This is a genomic window from Agromyces sp. NSFZ (genome assembly GCF_056156205.1).
In genome coordinates this window covers 486,113-505,692 of the sequence record NZ_CM149585.1, presented here as the reverse complement: position 1 = coordinate 505,692, position 19,580 = coordinate 486,113, and the positions used below count along the sequence as shown (strand labels likewise).

Below are 19,580 nucleotides of genomic sequence, written 5' to 3'. Positions count from 1 at the left end.
ACGCACCGCCGACGCTACTTCTGAGAAGCCCCTGCGTCGACGGGAAGCGTGGTTCCGGTGACGAATCGTGACTCACCCGACGCGAAGAAGAGCACGGCATTGCTCACGTCATCGGTCTCCACCCACGGCACGGGCATCGGGTTCAAGGTGCCGAACGCCTTGGCGGCGTCCTCCAGCGTGGGGTCCTCGAGATGCGGCATGAAGAGCGAGTACGCCGCATCGTTGTGGATCATCGGCGTGTTCACGGCGGTGGCCGCGATCGCGTTGACGCGGATCAGGTGTTCGGCGAGCTCGAGGGACAGTGCCCGGGTCAACCCCACGACACCGTGCTTCGCGGCCGTGTAGTGCGCGAGGGTCGGCAGCGCTTTGATGCCCTCCTTCGAGCTGTTGATCACGATGGAGCCACCGCGACGGTTCTCGATGAGATGCGGGACTGCAGCCTTCGCAGTGTGCCATGCGCCCTTCAGGTTGATGTCGAGCATCGTGTCCCACTCCTCCTCGGTGAGCTTCCAAGAGAGACCGAACCCCACGACTCCGGCATTGGCCACGACGATCTCCACGTCGCCGAGTTCGGCGACGCCGGCATCGAATGCGCGCTGCATCGCATCGAAGTCGCGCACATCGGCCGGGAGGTCGATCGCACGCCGGCCTCGATCCTCGACGAGGCGAACGGTTTCGGCCAGTTCCTCGCGGGTGCCGAGCGGGTACGGAATGGTGGCCACGTCCTCGCAGATGTCGACGGCGATGATGTCGGCACCCTCCGACGCGAGGCGCAGCGCGTCGCTTCGACCCTGACCCCGTGCTGCTCCGGTGACGAAGGCCACCTTTCCGGACACTCTTCCCATGTCGATGCTCCCGTCAGCCAGCGCGATCGCCGTCGATCGCTCCGGTTTCCGGTTTTATTCGACCGGGCGCTTGGTGTAAATACCGACTATGCGACGAGCGCCACCGGGTTCGCCACAAGACCTCGGTAGTGGGGCGCCCGCGTGTTCAGCCCGAAGAGGACGGTCGCCACGAGCCGGTCACCGTTGAAGTATCCGATCGCGCACTCGGCATCGAGGTCGCCTTCGAGCACCTCGATGCGATCTGCGAGGTTCGGAGCCCCGAAGGACTGCACCTTGAGGTCGCCCTGGTCGGTCCAGAAGTACGGAACCGGGCTCAGCGGCGCTGCGGGCGCGTCCGCGCCGATGAGTTCGGCGAGCAGGGTCCGCGCCGCCATGCGACCCGTTTCGGTGGCGAGTTGCCAGTGCTCGATGCGACGGGGGGTCTCATCGAAGAGCGCGTTCGGAAAACGTGCGACATCGCCGACCGCGACCGCAGGGGTCGGGTGTTCGATCCGGAGATACCCGTCGGTGAGCACGCCGTCGGCGATGTCGAGACCGTTGCCGATCAACCACTCGGTGTTGCACGCGGATCCGACGGCCTCGATGACGAGGTCCGCCTCGATGACGGACCCGTCATCGAGCTCGACGCCTTCGACGCGGGTGTCACCCGTGTACCGCGTGATTCCGCGGCCGAGCAGAAAGCGGATGCCTCGTGCCTCGTGCCTGCGCCGGATGGCCGCGCCCACCTCGGGGCTCAGCGGACGGATCATCGCCTCGGGGTCCGCCGCGACCACGGTGACGACGCTGCCCATGCTCGCCGCAGTGGCGGCCGCCTCGCACCCGATGAATCCCGCGCCGATGATCGTGACGCGCACGCCGGGGCCGAGCAGGTCGTGAAGCTCCGCGGCATCCTCGATCGTTCGCACCACGTGGCGGCCTGCTTCGGGGCCGGCGACAGGGAGGCGACGCGGACGGACACCCGTGGCGGCGACGAGGGCGTCGAACGGGACGACCTCTCCGCCGGCCGTGCGGAGCGTGCGCGCGCCCAGGTCGGCGGACTCGACACGCTCCTCGAGTCGCCACTCGACCGTGGCGACGTTGTCGCGCAGCGGGAATGCCACCGCACTCCCGGAAGGGCCCTCTTTCAAGAGCTTCTTCGACAGCGGCGGCCGGGTGTACGGCAGGTGCCGTTCGTCGCCGAAGACGAGGATGCGGCCGTCGAAGCCGCCGTCACGAAGGCTCTCGGCCGTGCGAAGGGCGGCGAGGCCGGCTCCGACGATGGCGACCGTCTGTGCGGCGCCGGCGGCCGCATGCTCGGGAAGACTCATGACCGGCTCAATCCACCCGGATCGCCTGCATCGGGCAGGCGTCGATGGCCGCGAGCACGTCGGCACGGGTCGTGTCATCGGGATCCGGCTCGTAGACGAGATGACCGGATTCATCGAGTTGGAAGACTCGCGGCGCCGCGAAGACGCACTGGCCGTAGTGCTGGCACAGGTCCATGTCGACGGTGACCTTCATGATGCCCGTTCCTCCCGGTTCGCCGATGCGTCGACATAGAACTCGTCACGCAGTCGTTCGTTGAGCTCCTTCTGTTCGGCGTTACCCGGGTGCGGGAGCCAGGCGCCGTCACCGGACTGATAGCGCGTGGCGAGCTCGATGAGCACGCCGTGCGTCTTCGACTCGGGAATGAAGTTCCACCTCAGCCACGGCATCGTGTCAGGGCTGCTGTCTTCGTCGAGCACGATGGGAAGTCCAGCGTTGCGGCATTCGCTCATGGTGTGCCCGAAGTCGTCCGACAAGAAGGCGATGTGGTGCACGAATTCGCCGCGCTTGTCCAAGAGCCGGTGGACCCAGGACTGCTCATCGGCAGGCGCCCAGAGCTGGATCGACACGCCGTTCGGATCCGGGTTCTGGAAGGTCGCCCAGACCATGCCCGTCCCATCGGACGTTCCGGCACCTCGGGTGAGGTTCTCGAGGAACGTGGGCTTCAGCACGCCCAGGATCTCCTGCCAGTCCTTGATCGCGACCTCGAGGTCTCGTACGCACATCGAGACGTGATCTATGTGCACGTTCGGCATCATTGCCCCTTTCTTGGGTGTGACCTGAATTCTATGCAACCAAACGGTTGTTTGACAAGGACGAACCTCGTTGACATCCGATTGCGTTAAATGTAACAATCGATTGGTAGGTGAAATAGGTTGTCGACAGATTCAGCGAAGGAGCTGGTGATGGGCGTCGTCGCGGAGGCCCCCGTCGGGGAGGCCGAAGAGGCCACCTTCGGGGAAGCCGAATTGAACAGTCTGATCGGGCGAGAACTGCCCGGTGGCGTACTGACCATACCGCCGCACCGCGAATGGCTGCTCGGTGACGTGCTCATGGTCCCGAATCGGCCGTTTCCCGCCATGGGGGCGACCGCGCATCCGCTGTTCGTCTACCTCTCCTCGGGCGCGATGGGCGTCACGTGGGACGAGTTGTTCGCCATCTGCGGGTCGAAAGCCGAAGACGGCCCCATGTTCGGAGAACACGAGACGGAGCTGATGGCGCCGCTCATCGTCGGCGAGAGCTACACCGTCAGCGGAAAGTTCGTCTCCGCACTTCGCAAGGAAGGTCGCCGGGCCGGCGTCTTCGACATCATCGCGTTCGAGCTCGTGCTGCGCGACGGAGCAGGCGAGATCGTCGCGACGACCACGAACTCCATCGTCTACCCGCGGAGGACCGCATGACCTCGAACGGCCCCGTCGTGGGAACCGCACTGCCCGAATGGGCGGTCGACTCCGTCGACCCCGAGAAGATGAAGACGATGGCGGCGTTGCTCGACGACAGCAATCCGATCCACTTCGACACGTTCACCCTGCAGTCGCTCGGCATGGGGAGCCGGCCGGTGAACCAGGGGCCGTGCAACCTGGGCTACGTGCAGAACATGCTGCAGGCGTGGGCCGGAGAAGGGTCGCTGCGTCGCATCAAGGTGCGCTTCGTGTCCAACGTGCACGCCGGGGATCGCGTCATCGCGTCGGGCACGGTCACGAGCGTCCGGGAAGAGGCGGGAGAGGTGCTCGCCGACTGCGACGTCCAGCTCGCCATCGAAGGAGGCGGTCCCGCCCTGATCGGCACCGCCACGGTCGCGTGGAACAACCCCGAAGGAGACAACGAATGACCGACGCCTACATCGTCGAGGCCGTACGCACCCCGACCGGCCGCCGCGGCGGCGGACACTCGGAGACGCACCCCGCAGACCTCGCCGCCACCGTCATCGCCGAACTGTTCGCACGCACGGGCGCCGACCCGGGCGCGGTCGACGACGTCATCTTCGGATGCGTCGCGCAGATCGGGGCCCAGGCCTGGAATGTCGCGCGAACGGCATGGCTCAGCGCCGGACTCCCCGAGCACGTCCCCGCGGTCACCATCGACCGCCAGTGCGGTTCCTCGCAGCAGGCGGCGCAGTTCGCCGCCAACGGGGTCATGGCCGGTCAGTACGATCTCGTCGTCGTCGGCGGCGTCGAGGTCATGAGCCGGGTGCCGCTCAACAGCTCCGGGGTCGAGGGCGCGAAGCTCGGATTCGGCTATCCCTTCGACGGGGCGAAGTGGCTGGATCGCTACGGCGATCAGGAGATCCACCAGTTACGCGGGGGCGACCTCATCGCCGACGCCTGGAAGATCAGCGACGAGGCGATGCGCCAACTCGCCCTGGACTCCCACCAGCGGGCGGCACGAGCCTGGGACGAGGGACGTTTCGATCGGGAAGTGCTCCCGTTCGACGGCATCCCGCGCGACGAGGGCATCCGCGAGACGACGCTCGAGAAGATGGCGACCCTGCAGCCCAACGTGCCGGGTGGTCGGCACACCGCGGCGCTGTCGAGCCAGATCGCCGACGGCGCGTCGGCCATGCTCATCGCCTCTGAGGATGCCGTCAACCGCTACGGCCTCACCCCGCGTGCCCGCATCCACGCCGGCACGGTCGTCGGCAGCGACCCGGTGATGATCCTCACGGGGCCCATACCGGCGACCAAGAAGCTGCTCGAGCGCACCGGGATGTCCATCGACGACATCGATCTGTTCGAAGTCAACGAGGCCTTCGCCGCCGTGGTGCTCGCCTGGGCTCAGGAGACCGGGGCCGACCTGGCCCGGACCAACGTCAACGGCGGGGCGCTCGCGCTCGGCCACGCCCTCGGGTCCAGTGGAACCCGGCTGATGACCACGCTCCTGCACGAACTGGAACGCACCGGCGGCCGGTACGGCCTGCAGACCATGTGCGAAGGCGGCGGCCTCGCCAACGCCACGATCATCGAACGCATCAACTGAAGGAGCACTTGAAATGAGCCTCACCGACACGCAGACGACCGGAGCACCCATGAGCTTCGGGCTCAGCCCCGAGCAGGAGGAGTTCCGCATCCACCTGCGTGACTGGGTCAACAAGAAGCTGCCGAAGAGCGTCGCTCGCGACTGGGAATCCCGGGAGTTCGAGTACCCCACCGAGCTGTGGGACCTCATGTCCGAGCAGGGCCTGCACGCCATCGGTCTGCCCGAGGAGTATGGCGGAGCGGGCGGCGACGTCATCACGCAGATGATCGTCGCCCGGGAGCTGTCCCGCACGCTCGGCGGCCTGGTGTGGATCTGGGGGATCTCCTCGTTCTGTGCCAAGTCCGTCGCTCTCTACGGCAGCGAGGAACTCAAGCAGGAACTGGTGCCGCAGCTCGCGGCCGGCAAGATCCGGATGGCGATCTCGCTCACCGAGCCCTCCGGCGGCACCGACGTGCTCGGCTCCATGCACACCACCGCCACCAAGGTCGACGGCGGCTGGCGCATCACCGGACAGAAGATCTGGTCGACGGCGGCCCACGTCTCCGACTACCTGCTGCTCGTGGCGAAGACCGACCCGGAAGCGGAGAAGCCCAGCCGCGGCGTCACCATCTTCCTCGTGCCGCGCGAGTCCGAGGGCGTCGAGATCCGGCAGATCCCCAAGGTCGGCATGAAGTCGGTCGGGTCCTGCGAGATCTTCCTGGACGAGGTCTTCGTCGAGGACCGGTACGTGATCGGCGAGGTCAACAAGGGCTGGTACCAGATGCTCGCGACGCTCAACAACGAGCGCATCATGGTCGCGGCGCTCTGCACCGGCGTCATCGACGGCGTCCTCGAAGACGCCATCGAGCACGTCAAGACGCGCGAGGCGTTCGGCCAGCCGATCGGACAGTTCCAGGCGCTGCAACACTTCATCGCCGACATCGCGATGTGGCAGAAGCAGTCCGAGCTGATGACGAACTACGCCGCCTGGCTGCAGCAGACCGGACAGCCCTGTGGCACCGAGTCCACGATGGCGAAGGTCATCGCGTCGGAGCACGCCGGAAGGGCGGCCGACCTCGGCCTGCAGATCCTGGGCGGAATGGGGTACGCGCTCGAGACCAACATGCAGCGCTACTGGCGCGACGTGCGTCTCTACCGCATCGGTCCGATCACCAGCGAGATGGCCCGGAACGTGATCGCCGAGTCCTACGGTCTCCCCAGGTCGTTCTGATGAAGACGAGTGACGTCCGCGCCATCGTCACGGGCGGCGCATCGGGGCTGGGCGAGGGCATCGTCCGCATGATCGTGGAGGCCGGCGGCAGCGCGGTCATCTTCGACCTCGAAACCTCCCGCGGCGCCGCCCTCGCAACGGAATTCGGTCCGCGCGGGCACTTCGTGCCGGTGGACATCACGAAACCGGAGCAGGTGCAGGCCGCCGTGCACACGGCGACCGAACTGCTCGGTGGCGTGGACGTGCTCGTCAACAGCGCCGGCATCTCGCCGGCCGCGAGGGTGGTGAACCGCGACGGCGAGCCGTTCCCTCTGGACCGCTTCCGGCTCGGCATAGAGGTGAATCTCATCGGGGCCTTCGACGTGCTCCGGAACGTGGCCGTGCAGATGCAGCGCAACGAGGCCGGTACGGACGGCGAGCGTGGTCTCATCGTCAACATCGGGTCGACCGCGGCCTTCGAAGGTCAGGTGGGTCAGGCGTCGTACAGCGCGTCGAAGGGCGGCATCGTCGCGATGACCCTGCCGCTTGCCCGAGACCTCGGCCAGTGGGGCATCCGTGTGATGACGATCTGTCCCGGCACCATCGACACACCCATGGTGCGCGCCGCCCCTGAAGCGGTGCAGCAGTCGTTGCGCGGACTGAACGTGTTCCCGCAGCGACTGGGACATCCGTCAGACATCGCGGGCGTGGTGCGGGCCTGCATCGAGGTTCCGTACCTGAACGCCGAGGTGATCCGGGTCGACGCCGGCGCGCGGATGCCTCCGCGCTGACCTCGCGTCCGAGAACCACCCGCGCCTCCCAGGTCCTGTCCGGTCCGTCGTCAACAAGCGACGGACCGGAGAGGACCTCCGCGTCTCAGCCATGCCGTGCCGGCCTGAGGAAGTCCGCGCGCAGCCTCGTGGATTCCCCGGTGGCGGCGAGGCGCGCGATGGAGTCACGTTCCTGGTCGAGGTGCTCGCGATAGGCGGGCAGCCACGCGGCGCCCAGCAGTCGCTTGGATGCGACGCGGGCAGCAGCGGGGATCGCGCCGATCCGCTCGGCGGCCCGCAAAGCCGCCGGCAGCACCTGATCGGCGGGCTCGACGGCGTTCACGACGCCCCACTCACGCGCGGTCGCGGCGCCCAGCGGGCGCCCGACCATCACGAACTCGGTGGCCCGCGTCGGCCCGACGATGCGCGGAAGCAGGTACGACGAGCCGCAGTCGCGGCTGAGCGCGACCTTCGAGTACGCGCTCACGAACGTCACCGTCTCGGCTGCCACGACGTAGTCGCAGTTCAGCACCAGCCCGAACCCGCCCCCGGCGGCCGGTCCCTGCACCGCGGCGACGAACACCTTGTCGGACTCGGCGAATGTGAGGAGCGCCTCGTGCACCGTGCCGGCCAGCTCCCGCACGTACTCAGCCGGAGAATCCGCCGCCGACATGCCCGCGAGATCGCCGCCGCCACAGAACCGCGGACCCTCGGCCTCGATCACGACGACCGCACACGAATCATCGGCGCTGATCGTCGCCGCGGTGTCACGCCCGCCGACGCGCACCCGGGTGATAGCGCCCTTCTCGATGAGCTCAGCGACAGCGCGTTGACCGCTTGATTCGCGGCGCGCGACCCGTTGTCCGGGGCGATATACCCGAGCGCGATCGCCGACATCTCGCGGCCACCCAAGTACCGCCGCGGCGGACGCCCGTCGGGCGCGTCCTCGTCCCAGCATTCGAGCGCCATATGCATCGTCTTTATCTCGCCGAAGGTGCCGATCGGCAGTCGCGGCCGCCCGGCCATCAGCGGTCACCCCCACGATTCGCGAGGCTAGGTTCAGGCTCGTGGAGCCGGTCCATCCAGCTGCGGAGCTCAGAGACCCGGTAGCGGATCTCGCGTCCGACATGGATGCCGGCAGGTCCCCGCCCGGCGGCGCGCAGGTCGTAGATCGCCTGCACGTGCACGCCGAGATACTCGGCGAGCTCGCTCGTCGTGAGGATCGGCTCGAGGCCGAGCCCGGAGAGGCGTTCGATGTCCATACCCGCAGGTGTCCCAGGTCACTCCAAGCGACCCGGGACGGGCCGAACACTTTCTCCACAGATGAAGAGGCTCAGGTCGAGGGCCTGAAGCGCATGATGATCCCGAGAGTCGACCCACTCGATCGGACTCTCGATGTAGCTCAGAAACTGGCGCTTGTAGCCGAGCGAGGCAGGATCTAGAGACCGATATAGGTCGACACGGCGCTCGTGATCCGCCTGGTCGTCTACCACGTCGGCAAAGACCTTGATTTGTCTGTCCCGCCGCTCCCCGTAGTGGTTCAGCATCTCGAGGGTGTTGATGAGCGCCATCGTGTGAGGTGGGAGCACGACGGCGTGCACCGATTGGTATTGCTGCACATCGATACCGCGTATGGTGACTCTCGATCCAACCCCAGTAATCGAACGCACGGCATGACGATAGATCGCGTGGGCGGTATCAGTCTTGTTTCTCAGGCACTGCCATTCGCCGCTTCGTTGAAAGAGATCCCGTCCATGGAACTCAATGTCGAGTGGAACCTGGTGCTGTTTGTTCGCCCTCCAAAGGATGCTCTCTAAGCCAGTTTGTAGCCGCCACAGCTCGGATGGGTCGATAACTAGCGCACCGACGAAGTAGACCCCGTCCTTGACGTAGCTCTCGTCAACGTACGCATGCAGCACATCCTCCATTCTCTCGACGACCACCCACCCACCTTGTCGCGCGGCGAAACTTCAGGATTCGAATGCTGCCGTGGGTCCTTAGTCCTCATCTCTTGAGTCCTCTCCTCTGGGGTGCGCCGTTGTGGCGCACTATCGGCCCTCACGAAACCGACGGTCGTCTCGCATCAGCTATGAACTGAACCGGAGGTCTGATGTCGACGTGGCCCGGAAGGAGCCTGGCGGGTCCACAGCGAGCTGAAACTAGCGGCGGCACCGGCGGCCCTCAAGATCGAGATGAGATGCCCCACACCTACACCAGCCACAGCTATTTCCACCTTCGCCACCCTCCCACGTCCCGGATACGACTTGGCGCCGAATCTACCGCCGCCCCATCCAGCGGAGTATTCGACAGCAATCAGAACGGGGAGCTTACTCCCGGATTCCGACCCATGCCGGCGAATCGTGGAGGGCTGCGAGAATCCGCACCTCAGCGTCTTGTCGGGGCCACCCATTCGATCAATCGGCATGTGGTCCGCGAGGCTCGATTGGCCGTCGGTCAGTGAGCGATCCGCTGGTAGATCTCGGTGACTCGACTTGCGTAGTCCCAACCGTTCGGATTGTGCAGCCGGAACATCTCGTAGACCTTGGAGTCTTTTCCGGGAGTCCCTTCGGGAATAGCTCGATATGCGATCCAACCAGGCTTGAGTGCGTCAGCCGTCTTCTGAATACTCTCGGCATCTGTCTTGGCGCCAGCTACCTGCATGATTCCGCGCGTCCGTGCGCCCCGGATGTCTTCGACGATTCGCGCGACCTTTGGCCGGTTGTAGTCCTCGTAGATCATGACGGCAATAAGTGCGTCCCTGAAGTTGGAGTCGTAGGTCGCGAGCTCAACCGCATACTTGACGCGGAACTTGTCCGCGCGTGTCTCCATGTAGTTTCGTTTGCGCGCCTCGAAGCGGGCCTGGTTCTCCTTGATCGAGCGGAACACTCCATAAAAGAACAGAGCCACAACCAGCCACAGCTCGGTTCTGAGGTTGGTTTTGTCGGGGAGCAGTTTGTCGATGCCTTTCGAGATGAGGTTTGCGTAGAGGTAGTAGGAGAGTGCGATTGAGACGATGTGGAACGAGAAGAACTTCCACTTGTTCACCAATCGCCACCGCGCGAGGAGAATGATGCCTGCCGCCTGAATCACTGCGAACCAGATGGCCGACGTCCAGATGCCGGTGATCGGCCATAGCCAATCAGTGAGGTAGAAGATAATCGAGAAGCCGACGATGGCTATGGGAGCGAAGAGTATCCGATAGATCGCGTTGAAGCCAACGCTGTTCTCAACCTGCCAGAAGCTCGTTATCTCCTGGTACTCCGCGTGGTACGTCAGGAGCAGCTTTCCTACCTGCTCCGACACCGCCCAGATCAGCAGGCCGATAACAAGGTGAGCGACGGCGTTTTCATACGAGGGGACATTAGGCAATACGGGCAACGCCTCGAGCACACGCATTCGGAAAGTATGTCAGTGCATAGAAGGGTCGCGGTCATCGACCCGTTCGGAAAGAACCCTGTCGCGATGACCGGATCCCGCTCCATGCATCAATGCGACTCCGTCGCGAAAGGGATGCTGGTGACGCCCGCGCTCGGACTCGTACGCGGGACGCACGTGTCCGAGTCCCACGTGCCGCGCTACCGGATGGGCGTGGTCGATCGCGTAATTGGTACATCTCTGTAGCCGCCCGCGAAAAGCAGCTCGCGAACTCGCTGTTCGTCGCCTTCTGGATTCCGAGGCGCAAGCTGCACGGAGAGAATCGGCAGCTGCGCCGTGCGCCGCACTGTGTAGCGTTCAGGGTCGGATTCGTCGACCGCGGCGAGGAGGGCTTTGGTGGCCGGGCCGTACCTAGATTCGCGGTACGTCGTGAACCCATCGATCGGTGGTTGAACAACGATTAGTCGCAGTTCTCGCTCGCCGGCAAAACCCTCGTGCTTGTAGGCGTACACGAGCGACACGTATTGCCGGTCGAGGTGGTCGCGCAGGAGCGCCTCATCCGTGACACGACCCTCCCTCAATGCGCCGAACGCATTGAGCGCCCCCTCGAGCATGCGGCGCGTGGGGTCCCAGTAATCCCAGTTCCATTCGGGATCCTTGTCCCCGTAGGTGACCGGGCGCCAATAGATCGCGGGGACATCATCCGGCTGGAAGAGGTCGGGCTGCCGATCGGACGCCAGCAGCTTATATTCCGCGGTTGGCGACAGCTCGATCGCGTAGCCGTCGTGAATCTGCGCATACGCCTGCCAGTGGAGGAGACTGTTGCCGTCCTCACAGGCGCAAACAACGAGTACCTCACGGGCGAACGCTCGCTGTTCGATGTCAGCGAGCCACTCTTCGAACTCGACCACGGGTGCCCCATCGATGAGATTGGGCTTCACGCGCTCCCAAAGTCGACGGAACGCATCGATCCCGAAACGAACCTCTTGGCTGTCGTTCAATCCTTTCGTTGAGCACGCCCACAACACGCTGGTCGAGGCAATGCCGTCGAGGCCCGCGGCGTTCGTATAATGCCAAGCTGATGGATCGTGCTCGCTCGGACCCGCCGTCTCGGGCGCCTTGGGTGCGCTGAGCCAGGCAGTGGCGTCCACGTCGCTAGGCACGGTCACACCATAGTGGCGCGGCGTGCTGAAGCGCGAGATTGCCTTCGCGACGAGCTACGTCATCGGGGGGAGATTGTGGTTCCGTGTCGTGCGCGAAGACCTTTTCGATCAGCTCGCTCAGCCGGGCGAGGTCTTCGTCGTCGTAGCCCCGGGAGCGCATCGCTTCGAGCAGCTTCGGGGCGATCGAGGAGTTCGACGATCCCGTAGCCAGCGAGGATGTAGCGGACCCAGCGTTCCGCTTCGTGGTCACACCACCCTCTGGAGCCCCACCGATGGGCGAGGTCAGGGTCTTCGAGCCGTATTGACGTCGTGTAGTTCATCAGGGGTGTGCTTGTTACCTCGTCGTTCCGCCGATTACGCTGCCTGCGGGGTCGTCATCGAGAGGACGCAGCCCCACCCGGCGCTGCGAATTCGACTTGGTTCGCGTTCTGAAACTCAGACTCGAACCGTAATCATCTGGTCTCATCATCAAATGGGCAGCCAATGCTGACTACTTCCCCGTTCGCGGCCCGCCGCCGTCTACGGGCTGGAAAATCCGAGCGCTCGAGGTGACGGGGTACGAGCTCCATGACGTCGACATCCGCAGAAACACGCGCCTCGCGGACATTCCGCGTACAGCACACGTGACCACCGCGCGAGCATGCCCGGGCGTCCGCGCTTCATCAGCTCGCCGGACTGAAGATCTGGTCAAGGCCTCCGCGCGGCGTCGCGATGAGCAATAAACGTTGAATAAGCGTTGAATCGGGGCCAGATCATCTAGTATCGGCCGATTCCAGAAAGAGAGAACCCTCGGCTGACCAGGGATTCTGTTGTAGCGAGGGCGGGACTCGAACCCGCGACACCACGGAGCGGACGGGATGCCACGCGAGTCTCTCGCCGCGCTCCGGAAACCTCGAATGGTCTCGGATTGGCCCGGGATTCCTTGCGAGAACGGATGCTGCGTGGACCACTGTACTCGGGACAGCTGGGAACGCCTGGAGCCACCTCGGATCGATATTCGTTGAATAAGCGTGCGCTCATCAAGTCTCGCACCCCAACTGTGATGTCTCATGACATCGGTGACTGTTCTGCCTCAGGACATCGGTGACACTTCATGTGTCAGGACATCGGTGACAGAGGGAGGGTCTTGGGCCTTCGGCCGCGGGGCTTCCCACTGCCGACGTACCGGGTGCCGGGTGCCGGCCAGAGGTGCTCGACGATGAGGGTGCCGCGGTCGTCGAAGATCATGACGCCGTCGGGCTCGTAGACGACGTACACCTGCTGGCCGACGTGGTCGCGGCTGGTCTGGAAGCAGATCCCGCGGGCGTACGCGGTTCCGTTCCCCGCGACCTTCACGACCCGCACCTGGTCGTCGCGGCCATCGGTCCGGAACGCGATCGGCGTGCGCGGCGGCGGTGGGCCGGGCTTCGGAGGGTCGGCCTTCGGGGTCGCCTCCCACGCCTGCTGTGGGGTGATCCGGCCGGGCAGTCCCTGGTGCGGACGCTCCCGGTTGTAGATCGCATCGAACCGGTCGACCTGCTCCTGCAGCTGCGCGAGGGTGCCGGCGATGGGCTGCTTGTCGAGGAACCGGAACAGGGTCTGGTGGAACCGCTCGTTCTTCCCCTGCGTCGTCGGCCGGTACGGCTTCCCGGTGATCGGCTGCACGCCGAGCGCTCGCACGTGCGCGACGAGCTGGCCGTCGTGGCCGCGCCGGGACGGGTTCAACGCAGACCCGTTGTCCGTGAGCAGCCGTTGCGGCACCCCGTGCGCGGCGATGCCCTTGTCCACGACCGCGATCGCTGCGTCCGAGGTCTCCGCGTCCGCGACCAGGGACGCGACCGCGTACCGCGAGTGGTCATCGATGAGCTGGAAGATCACGCACTTGCGCCCACCCGCCAGGACGTACTCGGTCGCGTCCAACTGCCAGCACGCGTTCGGCGCCGGATACACGAACCGGCGAAACGCCGCCCGCGGCTTCTTCCGCGGCTCGAGCTTCGCGACGCCGGCGTCGCGGAAGATCCGCGCCAGCGACGCCGGTGACGGCGCCGTCATCCCGAGCGAGCGCATCTTCTCGTGCACGCTGATCGGCCCGTGATCCAAACCCGACCGCTCCAACGCGGCCCGCACCCCGACCGCCTGCGCCTTGAGCTCGTCCGCGATGACCGTCGGGCTCGTCCTCGGCCGTCGGCTCCGCGGCTCGAGCGCCGCGGCCGGCCCGTCAACCGCGACCCGCCTGCGGATCTCGTAGAACGTCTTCCGCGAGATCCCGTGCTCCAGGCAGAACGTCGACACCGCCCCACGTGGCGCATCCGGCGGCCACTGCGAGATCGCGAGGCGGACACGAGGATCGACAGGCTCATTGCGGCTCATCCCTCAAACATCTGAGGGGAACTGTCACCACCAAACAGCTCCGAACCGTCACCGATCTAATGATTCAGAACTGTCACCGATGTCCTGCGACATGACAGTCTCGCACCCCAACGGCGGGTGCTCGGACAGACTCGAACCCTTCGTCGCCGACTGTCGTTGACGGTCGAGGAGCTCGAGCTCGCGGCGGCCCGAGTACATCGACTCGTCAATTAGCAGATGCCTGCAAACCGCGGTCGGCATGTTCCCCGCCCGTTGAAGCCGAAACGGCGCCACTGCGATCCTCACCACGATCCCTTCCGCGACCGCGAACTGGCGACGCCGAGGTCTGACAAACGCGGGGCACCGTCGAGTAGGTCGCGAGAACCACGAAACCCGCGACTACTCGATCACATGCGCGGTAACTCGGCCGGCGCATGGGCGACGCACGCTCGGCAGAAGAGCTGTCCAGGAACGCTTCGATAGCAACGCCCGCGCGTCCGTGTCTTCGGCGGGGCCGTTTCCCGAAACTCGGGGTGCGGTCTTCCCGAACTCAACCGCTGACAACGCCTCTCGCGCCATCCGCCCATTGCCCCCGGTCGCTACGCTCGGCCCCATGACAACCGCGGATTGGGTCGCCTCAGGGATAGCGGGTGTTGCGCTGCTCGCGTCCCTCTATTCGATCTACCGGCAGAGTGCGTCTGCGAAGCCGAACTGGGAGTTCGATTTCTCTCGGCAAGATGGTCAGTATCGGGGGTCCGAGTCTTGGCGTGCCGAGGTGAGACAGCTCGGTCCCGGCGACGCCGAACGGGTCTCGATCTACTCCCGCGTGAAGAACCAGCCGGGGAACGTGTGGGAAGGCTGGGTCCCTTACCGGGATCCAAATGGAGCCGAGCCATTGCCCGGGACGAAGCCGGTCATGCACCCGGACGGATTCACGGACTGGGACTACGGACGGGTCATGCGTCGCGGTGAGTATGCATGGAGGCAAGCGAAGATCACCACTGACGGCGCCCCCTACGAAATTGAGGTACGGGTCGAATGGGTTCAGTCGCCCAACACCCACCGAAAGCGGGCCCACGTCGAGACGCACGAGTTCGGCCGCAAATGAGCTGTCCCGAGGTGCTTCACGTCGCGGTGGTGCAGTCGTCGCTGAACCCGATAGGCGGCGAACCTCGGTCGGTTTGTCGAAGTTCGTGACCCTGCTGGGGTCGCCCAGGCGAATGGGTTAGGGCGCGACCAAAAGCGCTGCTACGCCCACCAGGGATGTTGTTTAGGAGTCATCAGTGAGAACCTGCCAGCAATGTAAGTTTCGAATGGCGAACAAAGACCCGAATGCACGCAGTTCGCCATCGACCGCACGTAAGGGCGGCCAGCAGGAGACCTAGGCATCGGGGGGCAGAAGCGAATGGATCCAGAGTGGGACCGAGCTCTCGCGACCGGGCGCGAGAACGCCGTCATCATTGAGCTTTCCCGCCGGCATTGTCAGCGAATGGAGTTCGTGGAGGCTGGTGGGAGGGGGCTCCTCGAGGCAAGCACCGGCCTTCCTATCAACATGCGGCGCATTCGGTGTCCGAAAGCCAACGGGGACATGGCCGGCATGAAGCTCGAGGGCATAGCAACTAGCTTCTACCGCGAGAACTGTGTGGGATGTGAGCTCCGGCATCCAACTGGCGACCTTCCTTCTCTCGCCACGCTCGTGGAAGAGCAGAACGCGGAGAGCCAAGCGGCCGAGGCGGCCGATAGGATCCGTATCGACGCTGCGCACTCGACCTGGCAGCTTCGATCCGATCGACGGCGTGGACGCGCGGTCGTCGCCGATCCGTCCATGGCGCAGGCGATCGCTGACCTCGATTCTCTTGATCCGGATCCTGGTCAACCGCATCAAAATGTCGAGGCGAGAGATGCCCTTCGGCGTCTCCAGACACTCGCGGAGCGAGCACCTCAGGTCTACTCAACGGACGTTATCGAGATGATGTTCGAGTTGCTTGTTTCCCATCCTGGCGAAGGACTCTTCCAGCCATTGCGGGTGCTTGCTCGTTCAAGGGTCGAGCTACAAGCCCGCCTCACAGGGATCGCGGTGAAGGTTCTGGACGCCGGGAGGAACGACGACGCCGCTCGAGTCTTGGTTCAGTTCGCGGACGCGGTCGGTGTGTTCGATCTGAGTCACTCGGTAGTGCGCAGTCTCATCTTGGCGGCACATTCACCCCAGCACGACTCGGTAGGGCATCTCGGCCCCAAGAGGGCCTCGGACCCCGCCGCGCTTGCTCTCGCTGCGGATATGGCGCCAGAAGCAACGGTTGAGGTATTGGACAGCATGCTGCCAGCGCCGGCCATCGATTCGGCGCTGCTCTTGCCTCCCGGTGCGATTCCTCGCGAGGACGATGATCGGCTCCGCGAACAGGAACGCGCCGCCGCCGCCGCTTCAATCGCGCAACTCGTCGACACCCATCCTCAGCTGGCAACACGACTTGTTCCCGCCCTGATCAGAAACTCGATGAAGTCGGGTGAGCGATTCGACAGGTATCCGAAGTCGCGTGTATTGCGCACGATCGCACTCTTTCTCCTCCACGGGCTCGGGGACATTGAGTCCGCCCTGGAAGCGGCGGGTCGCAACGCGTCGGATGATGATCGACGAGCGTTGTTCGAAGCGTGGCGGTACTTGTCGCACCTCGCTGATAATCGCGATCGACGACATGATAGGGGGGACCCTAAACTGTCGAAGACCCAACGGGCGTTGGTTCTGGAGCAAGTCTCCGACCAGTGCGCGAAGAGGTTCGGTGGCTCATGGGGTGATCAAGTCGCGTTTCAGGCGGCGGAGATCATGGAGCATCTCGCCTCGGACGATCCAGTCTGGGCGCTCACGAAGTGCAATGCCCTGCTTGGCGGAGCACTCACTGCCCTGCAGGCAATGAACGATACGACCACTTCGAGCCTTGCAACGGGCCCCAGTTCCAATCCGATGTTGGAGGCGATGGAGGCATCTTCTCGACAGCACTCCTACAGCGCCGCTGCGCATCGGCTGCTGAGTGCCGTTGAATCAGCGGCTGCGGCCGACGCAGTCGCAGTCGTGGCCGCGATCGAATCGTTCCTCGCCTACGAACGAGAGGCCGATTTGGAACTGGAGATCCGCTGGCGGCTACTCCCCGTTCTAGGCGACATCGGCGCTGCGCACGGCGAGCAGTCAGGCGTGCTTTCGACGGTGCTTCCCCTGATCTACACGTATCTCGTCGACCCTTCACCCGCTCTCGCGTCGAGGGCGATCACTGCGTGGTGCACCATCCAACATCGACAGCGCCTGCCGTCCACGTTCGAGGACCTTCTACCGGCGTTGATTGAGAACAACACAGTGATCGTCGCTAAGGCGCTGATGGAATCTGCCCCGGGACTATTGCTCTCTCGTGCGGCCAACTTCCGGCTTCTTCGCTTCGCCATCGTCATCTGTGAATCCCTGCCAAAGGGCGACCACCCGGAGCTCCTGAAGGCTGCGATCGCCGCAATCTCCACCCTTGCGAAACACTTTCCCGAGGAGCGATCTGCTCTTGAGCTGGAGGCACTGAATCGAGCCAGCGAACTCGACGGATATGACCTCCAGCGCCTGCTCGAGCGTTCGTGGTCAGCGGAGACCCGTCGAAGTGGGCCGATGGCGCGACTCAGGCTGCAACTGGTGGAGGACCCTCAGGTCAACGACTCCTTCAACCACAACGATGACCGAGAACTCGTTTCACTCCTTTCATCCGGCTCGGGACTGCTCGACCTGAGCACTTCGGAACTTTCACGTGCAGCCCGCTCTTTTGGCGCCGAAGGACTCTATCGGGGATTAGAGGTCGTCGAAGTCGCCTGGCGTGCGGGGCGCACCTCGGATGCCCGAGCAATCATCGGCGATCTCCGAGCCCTTGTCCCCGGCACGCCCGCGTTCGCGCTACAGCGTCGCCTCATAGGCTTGGTCGACTTCGCACTCGCTGCTGAATCGACGCATGACCTTGCATTCCCTATGCCTGAGACACCAGACCTCGACGAGTCGGAGGCGGTTTCAGCGGTTGTCGAGCAGACGGGGCTGCGGTTGGAACTTCGACGGCTGCTGAGAGCCAGCCCCGCGTCCCCTTTCGTCGACTCAGCGGAGCTAACGGTTGAACGCGCGGGAAGACTCAAGAAGCTCGCGAAGAAGCTGAACTCCTCGGCCCGGCGGGCAACGCCAACCGCCGCGTACGTGCGCGCGATCGCCGGCCTGGCCCTTGTCGCGGCGAAGCTGCTTCGGCTCGACGCCGCAGAAAGTCAAGGGGACACGCGCGAAATCGCCGCCCAGACCAAAGCAGCGCATCGTGGGCTACGCGCTGTCCAGCGCGAAGTCTCGGCAACATTCGATCAGGATGATCCGATTGCAGCACAGCTACTCACCTCGCTCGGCAAGACGCCTCAGGCAATCGCAGATGACGCAATACCGGAACTACTCGTGGAATGGTCTGAGCTCACAGTCCCGCTCGTCCTTGTAGAAGGTGCCCCATTAGACCGCAAGCAGCTAAGAAGGCATCAGAACGAGGACACAAGCCCGAGCCCGACTCCGACGGCTGTGGTCCTGATCTCCATCGATGGACAACTCCTGACTGGACCCGCCGTCCTCAGACCGAACACGGTTTACGACCTGGAAGTAGAGGTACAGCCCGACGACTGGCCAGAATGGGCAGAACGACTCGACTTGGAACTGGTCGGCACAATCGGCAAGAGCGAGATCCAGCTTCCGGCTATGTCGTGGCTACGTCCGCAGCAAGCGACGCCGACCCTCGAAGCCAACGGCACGCTCGTACTACGTTTTGGGCTGCCGAGTGCGCGACCAGCACTGCCGTTCGCTGTGCACCTCCGCTGGCACGGGTCGCAAGGCGGTCAACCGTACATTCGCTCACTGGATGTCGCCGGCCACAGTCAGATTCGCATGCGTCCCTACGATTCGTCGCGCGACACTCTTACCGAGTTCCCGAGCATCGACGAGCGCCTACTGCGCCTCTACGCGTCGCTGCCGGACGGTGGGTATCGCGACGAGGAAATTCAAGCGTTCTGTCGCTTCTTCACCGCCATTTGCCGCGAAGGATTCCGCTTGACATGGGATCGTCGGTACCGGAAGGGACAACGGGTAACGGAACGGATGTTCCACGACGAGTTGTATGAGCGACTCTTGTCGGATCCCGAGTTGGGCGGTCGGGTAGAACGCGGATCGCGCCTTGCACTGGGATTCATCGACCTTCGGCATGATCTGATAACCGCCGAGTTGAAGGTAGAACGGAACGTGGCAGTGACGCGCGATACTGCTCCGAGATACATGGCACAACCAACGCAATACGCTGCAGCCGACGGAAGCCGACTATCGATTCTCGCCATCTTGGACATGAGCGCGAAGGAACTACCGCCGGGAACCCCCGAGAACTACATATTCACCCTGCACCCAGCACAACACGGCATGACCAATCCGGAGGCGCCATCACTCGTCGGGACCATCGTAGTCAACGGAAGCATGCCATCACCCAGCTCATGGTCAAGGCGCAAACGCGGAAGCATAACGCGGAGCCCCGGGCTGGGTTAGTCCACGGCCCCAACTCGGGCAGCCTACATGCGGCGGTTTGTCACCGGAATCAGCGAT

At 64.4% G+C, this 19,580-nt stretch carries 17 protein-coding genes; 7 read left to right on the top strand and 10 right to left on the bottom strand.

The window, feature by feature from the left end:
* Positions 1-14 precede the first annotated feature (14 nt).
* The 4 genes from ACVFI9_RS02405 to ACVFI9_RS02390 all read right to left on the bottom strand — a co-directional run bounded on the left by ACVFI9_RS02405 (position 15) and on the right by ACVFI9_RS02390 (position 2,905).
* Positions 15-845, bottom strand: coding sequence for a mycofactocin-coupled SDR family oxidoreductase (locus tag ACVFI9_RS02405; RefSeq protein ID WP_474764445.1), 831 nt, complete (start codon positions 843-845; stop codon positions 15-17).
* An 86-nt stretch (positions 846-931) separates the two neighbouring features.
* Positions 932-2,152: an NAD(P)/FAD-dependent oxidoreductase gene (locus tag ACVFI9_RS02400; protein WP_474764444.1), complete on the bottom strand. Its 1,221-nt coding sequence runs from the start codon at positions 2,150-2,152 to the stop codon at positions 932-934.
* 7 nt (positions 2,153-2,159) lie between these two features.
* Entirely contained in the window at positions 2,160-2,345 is a 186-nt protein-coding gene (locus ACVFI9_RS02395) for a ferredoxin (protein WP_474764443.1), read from the bottom strand.
* Complete coding sequence (locus ACVFI9_RS02390) at positions 2,342-2,905, bottom strand: VOC family protein (RefSeq protein WP_474764442.1); 564 nt, start codon at positions 2,903-2,905, stop codon at positions 2,342-2,344. The genes ACVFI9_RS02395 and ACVFI9_RS02390 overlap by 4 nt, the downstream gene beginning before the upstream one ends.
* 150 nt (positions 2,906-3,055) lie before the next feature.
* Between ACVFI9_RS02390 and ACVFI9_RS02385 the strand changes: the two genes are divergently transcribed.
* Genes ACVFI9_RS02385 through ACVFI9_RS02365 form a run of 5 tightly spaced genes read left to right on the top strand, consistent with a single transcriptional unit; the run spans position 3,056 to position 7,106 of the window.
* The gene (locus tag ACVFI9_RS02385) at positions 3,056-3,550 is read left to right on the top strand and encodes a hypothetical protein (RefSeq protein WP_474764441.1); all 495 of its coding nucleotides are present in this window, start codon (positions 3,056-3,058) and stop codon (positions 3,548-3,550) included.
* Entirely contained in the window at positions 3,547-3,981 is a 435-nt protein-coding gene (locus tag ACVFI9_RS02380) for a MaoC family dehydratase (RefSeq protein WP_474764440.1), read from the top strand. Before ACVFI9_RS02385 ends, ACVFI9_RS02380 begins: the two co-directional genes overlap by 4 nt.
* Entirely contained in the window at positions 3,978-5,126 is a 1,149-nt protein-coding gene (locus tag ACVFI9_RS02375; RefSeq protein WP_474764439.1) for an acetyl-CoA C-acyltransferase, read from the top strand. Before ACVFI9_RS02380 ends, ACVFI9_RS02375 begins: the two co-directional genes overlap by 4 nt.
* A gap of 13 nt (positions 5,127-5,139) precedes the next feature.
* A complete protein-coding gene (locus ACVFI9_RS02370) occupies positions 5,140-6,336 on the top strand; it encodes an acyl-CoA dehydrogenase family protein (RefSeq protein WP_474764438.1) in 1,197 nt (398 codons plus the stop codon).
* Positions 6,336-7,106, top strand: a complete 771-nt coding sequence (locus ACVFI9_RS02365) for an SDR family NAD(P)-dependent oxidoreductase (RefSeq protein WP_474764437.1) — start codon at positions 6,336-6,338, stop codon at positions 7,104-7,106. Before ACVFI9_RS02370 ends, ACVFI9_RS02365 begins: the two co-directional genes overlap by 1 nt.
* A gap of 85 nt (positions 7,107-7,191) precedes the next feature.
* Here the strand turns inward: ACVFI9_RS02365 and ACVFI9_RS02360 are convergent, their stop codons facing one another.
* The 6 genes from ACVFI9_RS02360 to ACVFI9_RS02335 form a co-directional block, all read right to left on the bottom strand.
* Positions 7,192-8,043, bottom strand: a complete 852-nt coding sequence (locus ACVFI9_RS02360) for an enoyl-CoA hydratase/isomerase family protein (protein WP_474764436.1) — start codon at positions 8,041-8,043, stop codon at positions 7,192-7,194.
* A 67-nt stretch (positions 8,044-8,110) separates the two neighbouring features.
* A complete protein-coding gene (locus ACVFI9_RS02355) occupies positions 8,111-8,347 on the bottom strand; it encodes a helix-turn-helix transcriptional regulator (protein WP_474764435.1) in 237 nt (78 codons plus the stop codon).
* A gap of 18 nt (positions 8,348-8,365) precedes the next feature.
* Complete coding sequence (locus ACVFI9_RS02350) at positions 8,366-9,028, bottom strand: DUF3800 domain-containing protein (protein WP_474764434.1); 663 nt, start codon at positions 9,026-9,028, stop codon at positions 8,366-8,368.
* A gap of 511 nt (positions 9,029-9,539) precedes the next feature.
* Complete coding sequence (locus ACVFI9_RS02345) at positions 9,540-10,481, bottom strand: hypothetical protein (protein ID WP_474764433.1); 942 nt, start codon at positions 10,479-10,481, stop codon at positions 9,540-9,542.
* Positions 10,482-10,660: 179 nt separating this feature from the next.
* Positions 10,661-11,623 (bottom strand): hypothetical protein, encoded by a 963-nt coding sequence (locus ACVFI9_RS02340; protein ID WP_474764432.1) that lies wholly within the window; start codon positions 11,621-11,623, stop codon positions 10,661-10,663.
* 1,098 nt (positions 11,624-12,721) lie between these two features.
* Entirely contained in the window at positions 12,722-13,972 is a 1,251-nt protein-coding gene (locus tag ACVFI9_RS02335; protein WP_474764431.1) for a DDE-type integrase/transposase/recombinase, read from the bottom strand.
* Between the two features lie 592 nt (positions 13,973-14,564).
* Between ACVFI9_RS02335 and ACVFI9_RS02330 the strand changes: the two genes are divergently transcribed.
* Positions 14,565-15,059, top strand: coding sequence for a hypothetical protein (locus ACVFI9_RS02330; RefSeq protein WP_474764430.1), 495 nt, complete (start codon positions 14,565-14,567; stop codon positions 15,057-15,059).
* A 381-nt stretch (positions 15,060-15,440) separates the two neighbouring features.
* Positions 15,441-19,523: a hypothetical protein gene (locus tag ACVFI9_RS02325; protein WP_474764429.1), complete on the top strand. Its 4,083-nt coding sequence runs from the start codon at positions 15,441-15,443 to the stop codon at positions 19,521-19,523.
* Positions 19,524-19,580 lie beyond the last annotated feature (57 nt).